Raw genomic sequence first — 17,720 nt, forward strand, 5'->3', positions numbered from 1 at the left:
AGTCAATCCACACCACAAAAAGCTTCGTGTGGCCCCGTCTGTCGCCTACTCTCGGTTCGGCGTCACGACGACCTTGCCGAACACCTCGCGGTTCTCGATGGCCTGGTGGCCCTCAGCGACCCGGTCGAGCGGGAGCACGCGGTCGATGACGGGGCTGACCTCCCCACGGGCGATCAGCCGCCCCACGTCTCGGAAGTCCTGCCGGCTCCCCATCGGGGTGCCGAGGATACGGCGGTGGCGCTGATAGAGCGACCTGATGTCGATGTCCGGGTCCGCGCCCGAAGTGGCCCCACAGATCACCATGCGGCCGCCGGTCGCGAGGCTGTCGATGGACTGTTGCCACGTCTCCTGGCCGACGTGGTCGGCGACGAGGTCGACACCGCGGCCGTCGGTGAGTTCGACGATGCGCTCGTCGAAGGGCGTCCGGGTGTAGTCGATCACCGATTCCGCCCACGTCGACGCCCGGTCAGCCTTCCAGTCGGCGGAGGTCGTCGCGTACACTTCGGCGCCGACCCGGTCGGCCAGTTGGAGCGCGGCGTGGCCGACGCCGCCGCTGGCGCCGAGGATCAGCGCCGTCTCGCTGGGCGCCAGCCCCCCGCCGCTCACGAGCATCCGCCACGCGGTCGTGAACGAGGACGGCCACGCCGCGGCCGTCTCCATCTCGACGTGGTCGGGGACCGGTTCGAGGTTCGCCCCGGGGACGATAGCGTACTCGGCCAGTCCGCCCGGGAAGTCGCTCCCGAACTTCCGGTCGTGTGGGCACATCGTCTGTTCGCCCCGCTCGCAGAACTCACACTCCCCACAGCTCACGTGGTGGTAGACGTTCACCCGGTCGCCCACCGCCCAGTCGTCGACGCCCGCGCCGACGGCGTCGACGACGCCGGCCATCTCTGTGCCGGGGCGCTTCGGGAACTCGTCCTCGATTTCGGGGTGGCCCGTGCGGGCGAACACGTCGGCGTGTTGCAGCGCGCAGGCTCGCACTTCGAGGCGTACCTCGTCGGGACCCGGCTCGGGCCGTGGGATGTCGCGGACTTCCAGTACGTCCTCGGGCGCGCCACTATCGACTATGTGTACGGCTCGCATGCCCAGCAGGAACAGTTCCACCCTCATAGCTCTGTGCCAGGCTCCGGGGGCCGCCGCTGAAGCGGCCGAAAGTGGCCCGAAGCCGCTTTCAGTCGCCGCTACCGTTGTAGTCGGCCTTCGACATGTGAGACCAACCCAAGGAACTATGTACCATGACACGGAGAACCAATCGGTAGCCCATGGCCAAAGAGCAACCTGACAACCGACTGCCAAGGCGTAACTTTCTGAAAAAGACCGGTGTGGCTGGAGCGACGGTAACGCTCGCCTCGTTCGCCGGCTGTGCCGGGGACGGTGACAGCGGCGGCGAGGGCACGGACAGCGAGACGGTCGCCGGCGGTGACGGCGACACCGTCGAGATGGACGGGTTCCAGGTCCCCTCCGAGAACGTCGTCGCACAGGGCGATCTGGACGACGCACAGGCGATCCCCGAACTCACGCTCATCGTCAACCCACCAGACGCACAGCCCGACGACCACGAGACGTCGATGTTCGTGAGCGAGGAGATCGCCAAGCTCGGCATCGACACGACCGTCGAGACGATGACGTGGCCCTCCCAGTCCTCGACCGTCTGGGACGGCACCGACTGGGACATGACGTTCTGGCAGATGGTCGGACGCCCGTCCCGATTGGACCCCGACGAGTTCTCGGTCCAGATGGGCCACTCGAGCTTCCAGGAGGGGTACAACTACTACTTCTGGGAGGACGACGAGTACGACGAGAAGGTGATGGCCCAGCGTGAGGAACTGGACCAGGCGGCTCGCGAGGAGCTAGTGAAGGAGACCCAACGGATCTTCCACGAGCGCGGGCCGAGCACGTTCCTGATGTACCCCGACAAGACGATCCCGTGGAACAGCGAACGCTGGGAGGGCGTCGTCGAACTGAACGGGATGGGCGCGGTGAACATGCTGACGTTCTCGAACATCGAGCCCACGGGCGACCGGACGGACCTCAACATCGCCTACGACCAGGAACTGCAGGCGCTCAACCCCTTCGACCAGTCCGGCGAGATCGACATGATCCAGCACCGGATGATCTGGGACCGCCTGGCGTGGCCCGACGAGTCCGCACTGCCCGCACCTCGGCTGGCCGAGGAGTTCAACTGGAAGGACGACACCACCCTGGAGGTACCGATCAAACAGGGCCACACGTTCCACGACGGTGAGGACCTGACCGCCGAGGACGTCAAGTACAGCTACGACATCCACCGCAACTACTCGACGTACTTCTCGGGGCCGGTCGAACCGGTCAACGAGATCACGGTCGTCGACGACTACACCGTCGAGTTCAGCTTCGACTACCACTACGCGCCGTTCCCGATGGCGGCGATGGGCCGCATCGCCATCATCCCCAAGCACAAGTGGACCGACATCATCGAGAACCGGATGGACGTCGACAACCCGATGCTGTACCAGGAGGACACCCCGCTCGGGTCGGGGCCGATGGAGTTCGTCCACTGGAAGCCGTCCGAGGAGGTCCGTCTGGAGCGCTTCGACGACCACTTCGACCCCGTCGCCTACGAGGCCCGGAACTCCCGCATCATCCCCAGCGTCCAGACGATGCTGACCCAACTCGAGAACGGGACCCTCGACATGCTGGCGAACTACCGTGGCGACAAGGACGTGCTGCAGGACCGCGTCGAGCAGAACGACAGCCTCAGCATGGCGTCGACGACGACGGTCGGGTTCAAACAGATCTCCTACAACAACGACCGCCCGCCGTTCCACATCGACGGGTTCCGCCGCGCGATGAACCACCGCTTCGACAAGGAAACGATCGTGAACGACATCTACAGCGGCTGGGGGAGCATCGCGCCGAACTCGCTGGTATCCTCGGCGCTGGACTCGTGGCACAACGACGAACTCGAACGCTACGAGTTCAGTCTGCAGGCCGCCGCGAACGAACTCATCGAGGCTGGCTTCGTCTGGGACGAGAGCGACGGTATGCTCTACATGCCCGCCGACAAGACCGAAGTCGGCAACTAACACCCTCCATTTCGCACTATTATGGGATTGAAAGAATTCGTAACGAGGCGTATCATTCAGATCGTCGTCCTCTATTTCGCGATAGCGACGATGCTGTTTTTCCTGTTCCGTGCCGCGCCGGGCGACCCGCTCGCGGCGTACATCGGGACGGGGTTCACACAGGAGCAAGCGGCCCAGATCCGCGCGACGTTCGGCCTCGACCAGCCGGTCCACGTCCAGTACTGGAAGTACATGACGAACCTCGTCACGTTCAACTTCGGGCTCTCCTACATCACCGGCGACCCGGTTTGGCGGATCATCCGGAGCCGCATCTGGAACACGCTCGTCCTGATGGGGACCTCGGTGATCCTCGCGTACCTGATCGGCGTCCCCTTCGGGGCCTACCTCGCGTGGAACCGCGGGACGAAACGCGAGCGGATCGGCGTCGTCTTCGCGCTGGTCTCCCGAAGCGCGCCGGTGTTCTGGACCGGACTGCTCGGCATCTGGCTGTTCTCGTTCAAACTCGGCTGGCTGCCCGCGGGGTCGATGTCACAACCCGGCGTGACCTACTCGAGCAAACTGGCACAGTTCACCAGCCCGGACTTCCTGCGACACCTGATCCTCCCGGCGTTGATTCAGGCGTTCTACTTCTACAGCTTGCCCGCGTTGCTGATGCGAAACAGCATGCTCGAAGTGATGAACGAGGACTTCGTCGACTTCGCGGAGCTGAAAGGGATCAGTGACTTCGCGGTGATGCTGAAACACGCCGCACGGAACGCGCTGTTGCCCATCGTGACGGCGTTCGCCGTCGCCGCGGGCTTCGCCGTCGGCGGGAGCGTCGTGCTCGAAACCGTGTTCGCGTGGCCCGGACTGGGCAGGGAGATGGTCCGAGCGGTCATCGCGAACGACTACCCGGTGGCACAGGCGACGTTCCTGATCCTCGCCGGACTGGTACTGGTCGCCAACTTCCTCGCCGATCTGGCCTACGGCTACCTCGACCCACGGATCACGTATGACTGAACGAACAAGCGACTCGAACACGGCCGCCATCGACTCGGAGTCGAACGTCGACAGCCTCGACTCGGAGTTCTCCACGTGGTCGGAACGCCAAGCCGACGCGTGGCGTCGACGTATCGCCTTCCTCAAGCAGGAGCCGATGGGGCTCGCGGGGATCCTCATCATGCTCGCGATCATCGCGGTCGCCATCCTCGCGCCAGTGATCGCCCCCTACGAACCGACCGAAACCGACTACGGGAACTCCCTGGCCCCGCCGAGCGCCGAGCACCCGCTTGGCACGGACAGCGCGGGCCGGGACATCTTCAGCCAACTGGTGTTCGGCGCCCGGCCGGCCCTGCAGATCGGGCTACTCAGCGCCATCAGTGTGGCCTTCGTCGGGATGAACGTCGGCTTGATAGCCGGCTACTACGGGGGGTACGTCGACGACGTGTTGATGCGACTGGTGGACTTCGCGTACGGCATCCCGTTCACGCCGTTCATCATCGTGCTCGTCGCGCTCTGGGAGCCGTCGAAGTGGACCATCGTCGGCGCCATCGCGTTGCTGCTCTGGCGACAGACGGCACGTGTCGTCCGTTCACACGTGCTGAACCTCAAGGAGAAGCCGTTCGTGAAGAGCGCACGCACCGTCGGCGCCAGCGACAGGCGGATCATCTACAGACACATCGCGCCGAACGTCCTCCCGCTGGTGTTCCTCTACGGCAGTTTCGCCATCGCGTGGGCGATCCTGACGGAGGCGTCGATCAGCTACCTCGGCTTCGGCGACCCGACTGCGGTGACTTGGGGCCAGATGCTCCAGTCGGCCCAGCAGTCACAGGCGCTCGCTCGTGACGCGTGGTGGTGGTTCACCATGCCCGGCATGGCGATCATGCTGACGGTCATCTCGGCGTTCCTGATCGGCCGTGGCTACGAAGAACAACTCAACCCGGAGCTCCAAGAGAAATGACGCTACTCGAAGTAAACGACTTACACGTGACGTACAGCGGCGACCCGGACGTGGAGGCTGTCAGGGGCGTCTCGTTCACGCTCGAGGAGGGCGAGACCCTCGGCATCGTCGGCGAATCCGGCTGCGGGAAGACGACGCTCGCCCAGGCCATCATGGGGGCCCTCCCCGACAACGGCGAGATCACGGGCGGCGAAATCATCTTCGACGGCGAGGACATCACGCACCTCTCGAACCGCGAACGCCGCGAGATCCGCTGGGAGCGGATGTCGATGATCAGCCAGAGCGCGATGAACAGTCTCGACCCGGTCTACCGGGTCAAAGACCAGATCAAGGAGGCAATCCAGGAACACCGGGACATGTCCGACTCGGCGAGCTACGAGCGGGCCCGGGAGCTGATGGAGCTCGTGGGTCTCGACCCAGACCGCGTCGAGGACTACCCACACCAGCTCTCCGGGGGGATGCGCCAGCGGGTCATCATCGCGATGAGCCTCGCGCTCGACCCGGACCTGATCATCGCCGACGAGCCGACGACGGCGCTGGACGTGATCATCCAGGAGCAGATCCTCTACCGCATCAAGGAGCTCCAACGGGAGCTCGGCAACTCGATGGTGATGGTCACCCACGACATCAGCGTCGTCGCCGAGACCTGTGACAGTATGGTGGTGATGTACGGCGGCGAACTGATGGAGTACGGCGGTGTCGACGAGATCTTCAACGAGGCCCAGCACCCCTACACGCTCGGCCTGCAGAACGCGTTCCCCAGCGTCGAAGGGGAGAAGCGCGACCTCACCAGCATTCCCGGCTCGCCGCCGGACCTCTCCGAGCCGCCGGGAGGCTGTCCGTTCGCCTCCAGGTGTCCGTTCTCCGCTCCCGAATGTGAGCAGCCGCTTCCGACCGTCGAGGCGGGGGAGAACCACCAGGTCCGCTGCCACGAACCGATCCCGTTCGAACAGATCCGCAACCGATCCACCGAAGACGAGACATGGCTATCACCGAATCAACACTGAACTGGGACTACGACGGTCCGATCATGGAGGTAGCGGGGCTAGAGAAGCATTTCCCACAGAGCACGGGGATCGTCCACCAGCTCATCGGTGGGGAGACGAAACACGTCAAAGCCGTCGACGGGGTGGACATGGCAATCGAGAGCGGCGAGACCATGGGGCTCGTCGGCGAGTCCGGCTGTGGGAAGTCGACACTCGGCGAGGTCCTGATCGGCCTCCAAGAGCCGACGGGCGGCTCGATCAAGTTCCTCGGGACGGAACTCGACTCGATGTCGGGCGCCCAGCGCAAGGAGTTCCGACGGAACGTCCAGATGATCTTCCAGGACCCCTACGAGTCGCTGAACCCCCGCTTCTCCGTCGAGCAGTGGATCCGCGAACCGCTCGAGGTCCACGACATGGACAACCAGGACGAGCGGATCTACCAGGCGCTCGAGCGCGCGGAGCTGACGCCACCGGAGAACTACGTGAGTGAACACCCCCACGAACTCTCCGGCGGGGAGCGCCAGCGCGTCTCCATCGCCCGCGCGCTGGTCCTCGAACCCAAGTTCATCGTGGCCGACGAACCGGTCTCGATGCTGGACGTGTCCGTGCGCGCGAGCATCCTGAACCTGCTTCGTGACCTCGTCGACGAACTCGACATGGGGGCGCTGTACATCTCCCACGACCTCTCGCTCATCCGGCAGATGTGTGACCGGACGAGCGTGATGTACCTCGGGAACGTCGTCGAGCGCGGGCCGACCGAACGCCTGATCAAGGACCCCAAGCATCCCTACGCGAGAGCGTTGCTCGACGCGGTCCCCGTACCGAACCCGGAACACCAGATCTCCAAGCCGCAGTTGCAGGGGGAGCCGCCGGACCCGGTCGAACTCCCGGAGGGCTGTAACTTCCGCCCGCGGTGCCCGTTCGACACGGAGGAGTGTCTCGAGGTACCGGGACTCGACGCCTACGAGTCGGCCGAGGGGGATCACGCGGCCGCCTGTTGGCGGGTAGAGGCCATCGACGAGACGTGACACGCCCCCGTCGGCACCCCCCGTGTTGTCGACGGAGCCGCCTCACCCGTCGTGGGTCGTCGCGTCGGACCGCGCGCGGTTGCGTGCTGAGAGTCGGGACATAGCTTTATCGCGGGCCGATCGCTAGTTCGGGTCGTGACAGACATTGCCTACCTCGTCCCGGGACGGGGACTGGAGCCGACCGAACTGGACCGCCGTGAGGGTATCGCCAACGAACTCACGCCCGCACACGTCGACGTGAGCGTCGTCGACGCCGACGACGGGCCGCTGTCCATCGAGAGCGAGGTCGAACACGAGTGGTGTGTCCGGAGTCTGCTCGGCCTTCTGCGGGACCACGAGGACGACCACGACGCGTTCGTCATCGGCTGTTTCGGTGATCCGGGGCTCGCCGCGGCCCGCGAGTTCGTCGACAAGCCAGTCGTGGGTCCCGCATCGTCGACGTTCCACACGGCCGCCCAGCTATCCGATCAGTTCTCCTGTTTGACGATCCGTTCCACGCCGGCCTCGAAGCGCCGGCAGATATTCGCGGACCACCTCGGCTCGCAGTTAGCCAGCGTCCGCGTCGTCGAACAGGGCGTGCTCGACGTCGACCACGAGTCGGACGCGGTCGTCGAGAAGATGGTCACCGAGGCCGAGCGGGCCGTGACGGAGGACGCCGCCGAGTCGGTCATTCCAGGCTGTATGAGCCTGGCGTTCATGCAGGTCCACGACCGGGTCGCCGACGGGCTCGGCGTGCCGTTCCTCGACCCCGTTCGCATCAGCCTCGGGACCGCCGCGATGTGGGCCGACTACGGGTTGGACCACAGCCGGGTCACCTACCCCGCGTTCTCGGCGGAGCGGGAAGCGAGCTTGTTCGAGTGAGCGAGCGTGCGCGGCGGGCCACGGAACCGGCGGCGACCCTGTCCTGCCCCGCCAGTCGGGGCGGTGATCGAGGAGTGCCGTTCGTGACCCTGAGCTGCCACGTATGCGAAGCTATTAGCAAAGCGGGTCCCCGAACCGGGTATGGATCAGCCACTGTACGAGGAGGGATCACCATCGGTAACCGGTGTTGACGCGGCGATCGTCGACGACGTGTCGGCCGACGAGCCGTGGGGCGTCGTGGAACGCTTCGCGGAACTGGAGCGCGTCTCGGGTACCGAGGACGAAGCGACGGCGATGGCGTACCTGCGTGACCGGCTGGACGCGTTCGGCGTCGATCACGAACTGTTCGAACCGGAACTCTACCTGAGCACGCCCGGGGGAGCGAGCATCGAGACCGACGACGGCTGGGCGTCCGACACCGCCAAGACGGTCTCGTTCTCGGCGGACCGCACCGTGGAGGGCGACCTCGTCTACGTCGAGAACGACGACGAGATGGACTCCATCGAGGCGATGCTTTCGGTCTCGCTGGAGGGGCTCCCCGAGGACCTCTCCGGAACGGTAGTGATGAGCGAGTCGATCATCCCGATCAGCGCCATCGGAGAGCTCTCCGACCGGGGCGCGGAGGCGTTCGTCGGCATCCACCCCCACGAGCGCGAGCCACACGAGGGGATCGTCACGCCGGTCTGGGGCGGCGCGCCGCCCTACGACGACCGAGAGCGGATCCCCGACCTCCCCGTCGCCAACGTCTCCGCGAGCGAAGGGCGTGAACTGCGCGAGAAAGCCGCGAACGGCGCCAGCGTCACCGTTACGACCGAGACGACGACGGGCTGGCAGGCAGCGCCGCTGTTGCTGGCGAAGATCCCCGGCGAGGCCGCGCCCGGGACCGACGAGTTCGTGCTGGCCCACGGCCACGTCGACTCCTGGCACGTCGGCGTCACCGACAACGCCACGGGCGACGCGACGCTGCTGGAACTGGCTCGGGTGCTGAACGACCACAGCGAGGCCCTCCGGCGGGACGTGTGGGTCGCGTGGTGGCCCGGGCACTCGACGGGGCGCTACGCCGGGTCGACGTGGTTCGCCGACGAGTTCGCCGCCGACCTCGCCGAACGCTGTGTCGCTCACGTCAACATCGATTCCCCGGGCGTCGCCGACGCCACCGTCTACGACGAGCGCGTGAAGTGGATGGCCGCGGTCCACGACGTGGCGGCCAACACCATCCACGACGTGAGCGGGAAGGGCACCACCAAGGAGCGCCCGGCCCGCGCGGGCGACTACTCGTTCAACAACCTCGGGATCCCGGGCATGTCGCTCCAGTCGAGCATTCCCCAGTCGGTTCGAGACGAGCGGGGCTACCACCCCGTCGGCGGCTCGGCCGGCCACGCCGACGCCTGGCACCTCACGACCGACACCATCGAGAAGGCCGACCCGGACGTGCTGGAACGCGACACCGAGGTCTACACGCTCGCCACGGCCCGATTGAGCCGCGCGGACTGCCCAGCCGATCCGGTCCGAACCATCGACCGCATCGCCGCCGTCGCCGAGGAGTACGACGGCGCCAGTGAGTTCGACCTCGGCCCGGTCGTGGACGAACTCGACGCGCTGCGCGAGGCGACGGTCGCGTTCCTCGACGACGCCGACGGCTACCCGGCGGCGGCCGACCGGCTCGTGAAGTCGCTTACCCGGCTGAACTTCGTCACCGAGGGGGCGTTCGAACAGGACCCCGCCGAGAGCCGGGCGCCGTTACCGCGACTCGCGCCGGTCGAGCGGCTCCCCGAACTGGGCGGCGACGACGCGCGGTTCCTCGAACTGCAGCTACAGCGTGCGCGAAACGACGTCGTGGCGGAGCTCCGGCGGCTTCGACGGTCGTTGTAGGGGATAGCTCTTTACCGGTCGTCGGGAACAGTGGAGGTGATGCGGTTCGCTGCCAACATCCCGACGGCCGCCGGCGCCTCCGAGTACTCCACGCTCGCGTTCTGTGACTCGATCTCGTGGGAGAAACAACGGTCGTTCGCCCGGGCCGCCGAGGCTGCGGGCTTCGACGGCCTCGGCGTCCCCGACCACCTGCTCGCGGGCGACGACGCGACGACGGAGTGTTTCACGACGCTGACCGCCCTCGCTGGCGCCACCGAGGAAGTGACGCTGTTCCCCAAGACGGTGAACAACGAACTCCGCCACGGCCCCCTGCTGGCGAAGATGGCCGCCGACCTCGACAACGTCAGCGACGGCCGACTCAAACTCGGCATGGGCGCGGGGTGGAAGGCCGACGAGGCGCTGGCGTACGGCTACGACTGGCCCGACGCCCCGGAGCGCCTGCGTGCGATGGAGGAGACCATCGAACTCACCAAGCGCCTCTGGACTGAGGACGAGGTCGACTACGACGGCGACTACTACCAACTCGACGGCGCGACCTGTCGCCCCCGGCCACGACAGGATCCCCACCCGCCGATCATGGTCGGCGGCGGCGGCGAGGAGTTCACGCTCCGCATCGCCGCCAAGCACGCCGACGAGTGGAACTACTGGGGACCGACGGAGGTCATGTCGCACAAGATCGACGTGCTGCGGGACCACTGTGAGACCTACGACACCGACTTCGACGACATCGACGTATCGTGGTTCGCGCGCTGTATCGTCCGCGAGACCGAAGCGGAGGTCGAGGCGATCCTCGACGAGGTGCCGCGCTTCCGCGACCCCGACCCGGACGACCCGATGGCCTCGTACAACAACCTCATCGGCACGCCAGAACAGTTGGTCGCGGAGTTGGAGCCCTACGCCGACCTCGGCGTCGACGAGGTCGTGCTGGAGTTCGTCGACTTCCCTGAGCCGACTGGGGTGGAGCTGTTCGCCGAGGAAGTCGTCCCGGCGTTCCGCTGAGGGACTGTCGGGCCGACAGCCGGCGGGTTAGGCCCGCCGGTCGAGAAACGCCTCGACGGTGTCGGCAGCTTCCTCGACGTTGTGCGCGAGCTTCGAGACGCCGCGGACGGCTTTCGTCCGGGCGAATCCGGCCCGCGGACCGGTTCGATCCGGGAGCGATTCGGCGACCCGGAGGTACGGCAGCAGTTCGTGGGGGAGCGCTGGGTCGTGTTCGTGCGCCGGCGACTCCATGTACAGCGCCGGGATGAGTAGGTTGCCGAGTCGGACCTGTACGTCCTCGACGGCCGTCGCGACGCCGTCGTCGTCGACGCCGTTGGCCACCGCGGCGAAGGACTCCAGCGCGGCGTCGAGGCGGTCGAGCCGGTCGTACACCGGCCCGAAGTCGACCTCGCCCCCGGCCGCGTCGTCGATTCCCTCGGCGAGCGCGCGGATCTCCGTCGCCGTCTCCCGGTAGTCGTGGGGGAGTACTGGCGAGTTCGAGAGCCGCGAGACGATGGCCGTGTACAGCCGGGCCTCCTCGGCCATCAGATCGAAGTCGATCTTGTCACGGGTGTCCTCGGGGGTGTGCCACCACCAGCCGCCGCCGACGGGGCCGGCGTCCTCGTGGTCGGCGCTGAACCGAGCGCCCGAGAGCAGCGAGGAGAGCCCGGCGCCCCAGAACGACTGGTCGGAGTTCCGGCCCGGCCGGCTTCCGCCGCCGAGCAGGCCGCCCTCGTCCCGCGCCGTCTCCAGCGGGAGCGGGCCGTCCGCCAGCACGTCGAGGTGTTCGTCCCCGACCTCGGCCATGTGCTGGGCCCAGAGGTGGTCAGCGCCGTCGAGGCCGTTCAGGTCGATGTGGATGTAGGCGACCCCGTTTTTGCGGAGGTCGAGCCAGTTCCGGTCTGCGTAGCGGGCGCTCCCGGCGTACCGGCCCATCGAGTGGCCGGGCCAGAACCCGACGACGAGCCCACGTTTCGGCGGGTTCTCGGCGAACACGCGGGCCAGTTCCATCGACGTGGCGACGGCCGAGGCGTTGTCGGTGACACCCTCGTGCCAGGAGTCGATGTGGTTGCCGACGACGGTGTATCGGTCGCTCTCGGTGCCCTCGATGCGCGCGACCGGACACGGCAGTTCCTGCTGCTCGGTCCGGGCCTGCGTCTCGACGGCCACCTCCACGTCGTCGCCGGCGAGTCGCTCCGTCAGCCACTCGCCGTCGCTCTGGTGGATCTCCGCCACCGGGAGGTCGGGGAGTTCGTCCACGTCGTCCACCGAGGGCGAACCCCAGATGGGGGAGGCGATCATCTCGTGCAGTTGGCCCTCGGTCGGCGACTGGAACACGGCGGCCCGCGCGCCGGCCTGGTCGATCGCCCGCACGGCACCGGGGGTGGGGAGCCCTTCCGTGAAGACGACCTTCCCCGAAAGATCGGGCAGGTCAGTCGCGCTGTGGCCGACCGCGTCCACCGCGACGAGTTCGCCGCTGACCCCGCCCGGGGGCGTGCTCGCGCTGAACGCGGTGGTGATCGCGTCCTCGAACGCCGTGTGGACCGGGCTGGTGACCGTCACCGTCGCGGACACCGGGACGCTCGTGTACGCCTCGACCGTCTGCAGTTCGACGTCGACGCCTTCGGCCCCGAGTTCGTCGACGATGTACTCCGCCGCCTCCCACTGGTCGTCCGTTCCGGGATACCGTCGCAGGTCGGCCAACGCGTCGATGTGGGTCTCCAGCGCGCTCCGGTCGATCTCTCCGACGAGTCCGTCTTCCGTCGTTCTGTCGACTGTGTCAATCACACCCACAACGAGGGAACGACCGCAATAAGCGTGACGGGGGCAGCGGCCGTGAAACGGGACAAAACGCGCCTCAAACGTCGATCGCGTCCCCTACCGATCGACCGCCTCCCAGATCGCCGCCGCGCGGAGTGCGCTCGCATCGGCGCCACGTCGCCCGATGAACTGCAGTCCGACCGGGAGTCCATCGTCCGAGCCACAGGGTACCGAGACGGCCGGGTGGCCGGTGAGGTTGAACGGGCCGGTGGTGCGGACCGCTTCGTCGAGCGTGCTGTCGGCCAGGTAGTTCTCCCCCTCCCAAGCAGGCGCGACCATCGGCGTCGTCGGCCCCGCGAGCACGTCCACGCCGTCGAGTGCGTCGTCGACGCCCGCGGTTACCAACTCCCGGGCACGCTGGGCCCGTGCGTAGTACTCTTCGCCTTCGGCCAGCAGGTGCTGCCCGTAGAGGAACGCCTCCGCGGGGTAGTCGCCGAGTTCGTCGGTCCGTTCGGCGAACGCCGCTTCGACGGCCGCCGTGAACGCCGGGTCCGTCACCGATGGCTGCCAGTAGTCGTTCCCGTTCGCCTCGACGTATGCCGCGGCCTCCGTCATCGCGATGGCCCACCACGCGGGCACGGCGTACTCGAAGTCAGGGATCGATACCTCCCGGACGGTCGCGCCGGCGGCAGCGAGGGCGTCGATGGCCGCTCGCACCGTCTCGTCGACGGCACGGGCGCCGCCGAACAGTTCTTCGGGGACGCCGACGGTGAGCGTCTCGGCCGCGCCGGCGTCGATGCCGGCGACCACATCGACGTACGCCTCGGGGCTCGACCCGACCGTGGCTGCGTCCTTCGGGTCCGGTCCCGCGATGGCCGCGAGCGTCCGAGCGACGTGCTCGACCGTGTCCGCGAGGATCCCGATCTCGTCGTTCACCTTCGAGAACTGGACGAACCCCGTCAGCGGAACGAGTCCACGGCTCGGCTTCAGGCCGACGACCCCACAGAACGACGCCGGGAACCGAACCGAGCCCCCGGTATCGCTCCCGAGGGCCACGTCGGCGAGGCCGTCCGCGACGGCGACGCCGCTGCCCGCCGAGGAGCCACCCGGCTGATGGTCGGGGTCGTTGGGGTTCCGAGCCAGGCGGAACCGCATCGTCGCGGCGTCGCCGCCGAGCGCGAACTCGTCCATGTTGGCCTTGCCGACGATCCGTCCGCCGGCGTCCAGTAGCCGATCGACCGTTGTCGCGTCCTCGGCCGGGACGTGGTCCGCGAACAACGGCGACCCGCAGGTCATCGGGAGCCCCGCAACCGCGATGTTGTCCTTGACCGCGACGGTCAGCCCGGCCAGTAGCCCCTCGTCGGTTCGTTGGATGTCACACCGGGAGAGGAACGCCGCGTTCGGGTCGTCGTCCCCGTCCGGGTCCCAGTACTCTCGGTCGGGCGCGGTCGGCATGTCGAGTCCGTCGAGACGGGCCACCAGTGTGTCCTGTGTCTCCATGGCGGCCGCCTGCTCCTCCGGATCGAACCGATCCGGGTCGAGGCGCGCTCGTTCGGCGTACTCGCCGATGTCGTCGGCCGTGAGGCTCGAGTCGTCCATGTGCATTCCTCACAATCGAGCCGTCAAATAGTTTCGCCGGCGAGGTGTTCCCCGTCCCGGCCGGTGCCCCTCGCAGGGGGCGGAACATTCTTTCGTCGTACCAGAACCCTCGTGTGGCCGGCGATGACTGACCTTCGTCATGCCTCGGCGGTACAGAAGCACGCTGACTGGGTCCGGACCGCAAAAAAATCGTCGGCGGCAGGGGTTTGGCTGTCGGTCGCCGTGCCTCAGTCGTACAGAATCACGGCTGTCGGTCGCCGTGATTCAGTCGTCGCCCGCCGCTGCGGGCGCCCCACCCAACAGATCGCCGAGCTTCTCGAACTTCGGCTCGGGGTAGGTCTTCGAACTCTGCGAGATGCCGTGACGAGCCCACGACGCGGCCTGCTCCAGCGCGATGCTCGCGGGGTCGAGGAACGGTACGCCGACGCGCTCCTCGATCTCCTTATTTCGCTGGGCGAACGAGAGGCTCATACAGCCCGGGAACAGCGCCTCGGCGCCGTCCTCCTCGACGGCCGCCTTCCCTTCTCGGACCATGCGCTCGACGAGGTCGTCGTCGCCGTGGTCGATCTCCTCGACGGGGGCGTCGACTGACCGGACGCTGACACAGCGCTCCGAGAGGTGGTGTTCGTGAGCCTGCTCGTGGCTCATCGGCATCGTCTCGTCGAGGATCGTGAGCCACGAGAACCGGTCGGAGATCATCGCCGCGGTGTGGATCGTTGCCTCGGCGGGACCGACGACCGGGATGGTCAGTAGCTCCCGCAGCGCGCGGCTGCCGGGGTCGCCGAAGCAGCCGATCACCAGCGCGTCGAACTCGTCTTCGATACGGTGGGCGGTCTTCATCGAGCCGACGACACACCAGTACTCCTCGACGGCGCTCTCGATGCTCGTCGGGCCGGGACCGTCGGCTTCCACCACGGTCACGTCCACGTGGCCGGGCGTGAGTTCGTTGGCGACACGCTCGCGGCGTTCTTTCTCCTTACTGGGGAGGCCAACGCCGGGAACGAGGTAGCACACGTCGACCATCAGGCCTCACCTCCAGTGGTCCGCGCCACGGTGCGGTTCGCCCGTGCCAGTTCACCAAGCACGGTGTTCCGTTCGCGGGCGAGCCGGCTGGCGTCGAAGCCCGCTCCCTCGTCGGTTCCGGGGCGGCGTGTGAGCGTCGAGAACGCCTCTCGGAGCTCCCACGGCCCATCGATCGATACGTCGTCGAAGAGGTGCCCGTCGAACTGTTCGAGGGCGCCCCTGTTGATTGTCGGCTGGCTCATGGAGTCGCGTTCGCGCGGAAGGATGCAGGGGTCATAAAGTTTGGTAACAGTAACCACAATCTGCGCTCCCGGGACGCCGATCTCACCGCGACACCGGCCATTCTGTATCGCGTTATCAGATATATAGATACACGATGGCTATATGTGTTCGTCGAGAGACGTCGTGTTCATGACGGAGGAACCGGTCGTTCTCGGCGATCTCGAACTGACTCGGGGGGTGACGATCCAGATGACGGCTGTCGGGACGCTGGGGTTGGCAGTCGCGTTCACGCTCTTCGGGGCGCTGTACCAGACCGTCATCGGTACACCGCCGTCGCTCCAGTTCACGCCCGGGGTCGGGTGGTGGACGAGCGCGCTCGACGTGCTGGTACTCGTCGTTCTCACGGCGGTGTTCATCGTCCCCCACGAACTCCTCCACGGGCTCGCGATCCGGTACTACGGCGGCGACCCACGCTACGGCGTCGGCGTCGCGCATTTCGTCCTCCCTTACGCTTACGCGACGACCGACCACGAGTTCACGCGGAACCAGTTCATCGTCGTCCTCCTCACGCCGCTGGTCGTCATTACGACCGTCGGCCTACCCGTGATGGTGGCGCTTGAGTGGAGTTGGCTGCTCGTGCCGCTGGCAGCCAACGCGGCCGGCGCCGTCGCCGACGTGTGGATGGCGCTGACGCTGCTTGGCTACCCGGCACACGTCCGCCTCGAGGACCACAAGACGGGCGTCCGTATCGTCGGGAGAGAGGGTGATCGGCCGCGCCCGCTCTCGGTGACGGCGATGGTTTGGGACGCTCTCGTGGGTGCGGCTATCTCGGCGTTGGGAGTGTTGGTGCTACTGGCTGTCGGCGGGCCGTTCGTACTGTCGGCGATGGGTGTCGAGTCGGTCACGGTCGGCACACCCGGAACTGTCGGCTACCTGTTCTCCTTTACGAACACGCCCACGGAGATCTCGATGGGCGTCGGACCGGCGGTCTTGGGCGTCGGCGCGGTGATCGGCCTCGCGTACGCACTGATCAAGAGCTATCTGCGCGTCGCCCGCGCCTGACTCCGTGCGTACCGCTCAGGCCTGTTCGGCGCGTTCCCAGTCGGGCGACGACGTCAGGCGCGGGACCGCGTTTCGGAACTCCGCCCGCGTCGCGCCGTAGAAGCGGCTCCGGCCGACCGGGGTTCGGAGTTGGAGGATCAGCGTCTCGTCGGTGGCCTCGAACGCGGCCAGCGTCCAGCCACCGCCCGTGTGGGCCCACGTTCCGAACCGCTCGGCGTCCTCGACGATCCGACTCCCCAGCTTCCAACTCTGTCGGGTCAGCTGTCGCAGATCGAACGGTACCGTCTCCGGCAGCGACGCAGGGCCCGGGTCGTCGGCCGATGCATGCGTAGCCATACCACGCAAAAGTGGGTGCAGATTCAAAAGCGCTACTAGTCGCCTGTCGCCTCACTCCCCCACCGTGATTCGGGCCGGCCCGCTCAGAACACGAACGGGCCGCGCTGTTGGATCGGCTGGCCATAGGGTTCGCCCGCCACCGCGACGAGTCGGAGTTCGCCCTCGACGGTGGTGCCGCCGGCTTCTGAAACCGGCAGCACGTCGCCCGTGCCGAACGCCTCGCCGTCGACGGCCCCCTCGCCCTCGACGCCGAAGAGGAAGCCCGACCAGCCCTCGGGGGCGGTCCACTCCCACATCCCGTCGACGCGCACGTCCTCGTAGGTTATCTCCGTCACCGTCGAGAGCGGGGAGCCCTCGCCGACGACGGTGGTGATCGTCGCCCCCTCGACCTCGTGGGTCGGGAGTTCGTCGGCGTCCGCGTCGGCGTAGCTGGCGTCCATCTCCTTCTTCTCGCGCGGGAGGTTCACCCACAGTTGGAGGCCGTTACAGCTCGCGCCGTCGGCGGGCATCTCGGAGTGTTCGATGCCGCCGCCGGCGACGATGTGCATCGCGTCGCCCTCGTAGGCGGTGTGGGACACGCCGAGGGAGTCGCCGTGTTCCATCCCGCCGTCGAGCATGTAGGAGACGATCTCGAACCCCTTGTGTGGGTGAGTGGGGAAGCCGTCGTCGGGCTCGATGTAGAAGCGTTCGAACAGCACGAACGGGTCGAGGTTGTGCGGGTACCCCTCGGTCGGGAACGCACGCGTCGAGTTCACACCGGTCCCGTGGCGAACCGTCTCGCCGGGAATCGGGCCGTCGGTGTTGACCGTTTGGTCGAAAGACATGCTTCGAGTCACTCGGTGGCTACGGATAACCGTCACGGCGCCGGCACTCCGGAACTCTCAATATCCCTATGAAGGAAAGGCTGAGACCGACTGGATGGCTGTGATAGTCGCTTAGTAGCTACTTCACTACCTTTCAGTTCCCGAACTTGAATCCGTTTCAGCGA

16 protein-coding genes are annotated in these 17,720 nt (G+C 67.0%); 9 read left to right on the plus strand and 7 right to left on the minus strand.

The window, feature by feature from the left end; all coding sequences use genetic code 11:
* Positions 1-45: 45 nt before the first annotated feature.
* The gene (locus tag NO998_RS06190) at positions 46-1,083 is read right to left on the minus strand and encodes a zinc-binding dehydrogenase (protein ID WP_267646222.1); all 1,038 of its coding nucleotides are present in this window, start codon (positions 1,081-1,083) and stop codon (positions 46-48) included.
* A gap of 239 nt (positions 1,084-1,322) precedes the next feature.
* On the opposite strand from NO998_RS06190, the gene NO998_RS15775 reads away from it, so the two are divergent.
* The 8 genes from NO998_RS15775 (at position 1,323) to NO998_RS06230 (ending at position 10,750) form a co-directional block, all read left to right on the plus strand.
* Positions 1,323-3,065: an ABC transporter substrate-binding protein gene (locus NO998_RS15775; RefSeq protein WP_267646223.1), complete on the plus strand. Its 1,743-nt coding sequence runs from the start codon at positions 1,323-1,325 to the stop codon at positions 3,063-3,065.
* A 21-nt stretch (positions 3,066-3,086) separates the two neighbouring features.
* Positions 3,087-4,064, plus strand: a complete 978-nt coding sequence (locus NO998_RS06200; protein WP_267646224.1) for an ABC transporter permease — start codon at positions 3,087-3,089, stop codon at positions 4,062-4,064.
* Entirely contained in the window at positions 4,057-5,004 is a 948-nt protein-coding gene (locus tag NO998_RS06205; RefSeq protein WP_267646225.1) for an ABC transporter permease, read from the plus strand. The genes NO998_RS06200 and NO998_RS06205 overlap by 8 nt, the downstream gene beginning before the upstream one ends.
* Positions 5,001-6,011, plus strand: coding sequence for an ABC transporter ATP-binding protein (locus NO998_RS06210; protein WP_267646226.1), 1,011 nt, complete (start codon positions 5,001-5,003; stop codon positions 6,009-6,011). The genes NO998_RS06205 and NO998_RS06210 overlap by 4 nt, the downstream gene beginning before the upstream one ends.
* Complete coding sequence (locus NO998_RS06215; protein ID WP_267646227.1) at positions 5,987-7,018, plus strand: ABC transporter ATP-binding protein; 1,032 nt, start codon at positions 5,987-5,989, stop codon at positions 7,016-7,018. The genes NO998_RS06210 and NO998_RS06215 overlap by 25 nt, the downstream gene beginning before the upstream one ends.
* Positions 7,019-7,153: 135 nt before the next feature.
* The gene (locus NO998_RS06220; RefSeq protein ID WP_267646229.1) at positions 7,154-7,879 is read left to right on the plus strand and encodes an aspartate/glutamate racemase family protein; all 726 of its coding nucleotides are present in this window, start codon (positions 7,154-7,156) and stop codon (positions 7,877-7,879) included.
* 141 nt (positions 7,880-8,020) lie between these two features.
* Positions 8,021-9,751, plus strand: coding sequence for a M28 family metallopeptidase (locus NO998_RS06225; protein WP_267646230.1), 1,731 nt, complete (start codon positions 8,021-8,023; stop codon positions 9,749-9,751).
* 39 nt (positions 9,752-9,790) lie between these two features.
* A complete protein-coding gene (locus NO998_RS06230) occupies positions 9,791-10,750 on the plus strand; it encodes an LLM class flavin-dependent oxidoreductase (RefSeq protein ID WP_267646232.1) in 960 nt (319 codons plus the stop codon).
* Positions 10,751-10,777: 27 nt separating this feature from the next.
* On the opposite strand, the gene NO998_RS06235 is transcribed toward NO998_RS06230, so the two are convergent.
* The 4 genes from NO998_RS06235 to NO998_RS06250 form a co-directional block, all read right to left on the minus strand.
* Positions 10,778-12,517: a M28 family peptidase gene (locus NO998_RS06235; protein ID WP_267646234.1), complete on the minus strand. Its 1,740-nt coding sequence runs from the start codon at positions 12,515-12,517 to the stop codon at positions 10,778-10,780.
* 90 nt (positions 12,518-12,607) lie between these two features.
* The gene (locus tag NO998_RS06240) at positions 12,608-14,089 is read right to left on the minus strand and encodes an amidase (protein WP_267646236.1); all 1,482 of its coding nucleotides are present in this window, start codon (positions 14,087-14,089) and stop codon (positions 12,608-12,610) included.
* 264 nt (positions 14,090-14,353) lie between these two features.
* Positions 14,354-15,112, minus strand: a complete 759-nt coding sequence (locus NO998_RS06245) for an aspartate/glutamate racemase family protein (protein WP_267646238.1) — start codon at positions 15,110-15,112, stop codon at positions 14,354-14,356.
* Positions 15,112-15,354 (minus strand): hypothetical protein, encoded by a 243-nt coding sequence (locus tag NO998_RS06250; RefSeq protein WP_267646239.1) that lies wholly within the window; start codon positions 15,352-15,354, stop codon positions 15,112-15,114. Before NO998_RS06250 ends, NO998_RS06245 begins: the two co-directional genes overlap by 1 nt.
* A 169-nt stretch (positions 15,355-15,523) precedes the next feature.
* On the opposite strand from NO998_RS06250, the gene NO998_RS06255 reads away from it, so the two are divergent.
* Positions 15,524-16,396 carry a DUF3267 domain-containing protein gene (locus NO998_RS06255; RefSeq protein ID WP_267646240.1) on the plus strand — a complete coding sequence of 291 codons (873 nt, stop codon included), beginning with the start codon at positions 15,524-15,526 and terminating at the stop codon, positions 16,394-16,396.
* Between the two features lie 15 nt (positions 16,397-16,411).
* Here NO998_RS06255 and NO998_RS06260 read toward each other — a convergent pair whose 3' ends face one another.
* Together NO998_RS06260 and NO998_RS06265 are read right to left on the minus strand one after the other, a co-directional pair.
* On the minus strand, positions 16,412-16,732 hold the full coding sequence (locus tag NO998_RS06260; RefSeq protein WP_267646241.1) for a hypothetical protein: 321 nt from the start codon (positions 16,730-16,732) through the stop codon (positions 16,412-16,414).
* Between the two features lie 83 nt (positions 16,733-16,815).
* The gene (locus NO998_RS06265) at positions 16,816-17,556 is read right to left on the minus strand and encodes a pirin family protein (protein WP_267646242.1); all 741 of its coding nucleotides are present in this window, start codon (positions 17,554-17,556) and stop codon (positions 16,816-16,818) included.
* Between the last annotated feature and the right edge of the window lie 164 nt (positions 17,557-17,720).

It is taken from the genome of Halolamina litorea (assembly GCF_026616205.1).
Classification (GTDB): Archaea; Halobacteriota; Halobacteria; order Halobacteriales; family Haloferacaceae; genus Halolamina; species Halolamina litorea.

Coding starts and splice junctions, on each gene's coding strand:
- NO998_RS06190 (WP_267646222.1), bottom strand. CDS start 1,083: ATGCGAGCCGTACACATAGTCGATAGTGGCGCGCCCGAGGACGTACTG.
- NO998_RS06200 (WP_267646224.1), top strand. CDS start 3,087: ATGGGATTGAAAGAATTCGTAACGAGGCGTATCATTCAGATCGTCGTC.
- NO998_RS06205 (WP_267646225.1), top strand. CDS start 4,057: ATGACTGAACGAACAAGCGACTCGAACACGGCCGCCATCGACTCGGAG.
- NO998_RS06210 (WP_267646226.1), top strand. CDS start 5,001: ATGACGCTACTCGAAGTAAACGACTTACACGTGACGTACAGCGGCGAC.
- NO998_RS06215 (WP_267646227.1), top strand. CDS start 5,987: ATGGCTATCACCGAATCAACACTGAACTGGGACTACGACGGTCCGATC.
- NO998_RS06225 (WP_267646230.1), top strand. CDS start 8,021: ATGGATCAGCCACTGTACGAGGAGGGATCACCATCGGTAACCGGTGTT.
- NO998_RS06230 (WP_267646232.1), top strand. CDS start 9,791: ATGCGGTTCGCTGCCAACATCCCGACGGCCGCCGGCGCCTCCGAGTAC.
- NO998_RS06240 (WP_267646236.1), bottom strand. CDS start 14,089: ATGGACGACTCGAGCCTCACGGCCGACGACATCGGCGAGTACGCCGAA.
- NO998_RS06245 (WP_267646238.1), bottom strand. CDS start 15,112: ATGGTCGACGTGTGCTACCTCGTTCCCGGCGTTGGCCTCCCCAGTAAG.
- NO998_RS06250 (WP_267646239.1), bottom strand. CDS start 15,354: ATGAGCCAGCCGACAATCAACAGGGGCGCCCTCGAACAGTTCGACGGG.
- NO998_RS06255 (WP_267646240.1), top strand. CDS start 15,524: ATGACGGAGGAACCGGTCGTTCTCGGCGATCTCGAACTGACTCGGGGG.
- NO998_RS06260 (WP_267646241.1), bottom strand. CDS start 16,732: ATGGCTACGCATGCATCGGCCGACGACCCGGGCCCTGCGTCGCTGCCG.
- NO998_RS06265 (WP_267646242.1), bottom strand. CDS start 17,556: ATGTCTTTCGACCAAACGGTCAACACCGACGGCCCGATTCCCGGCGAG.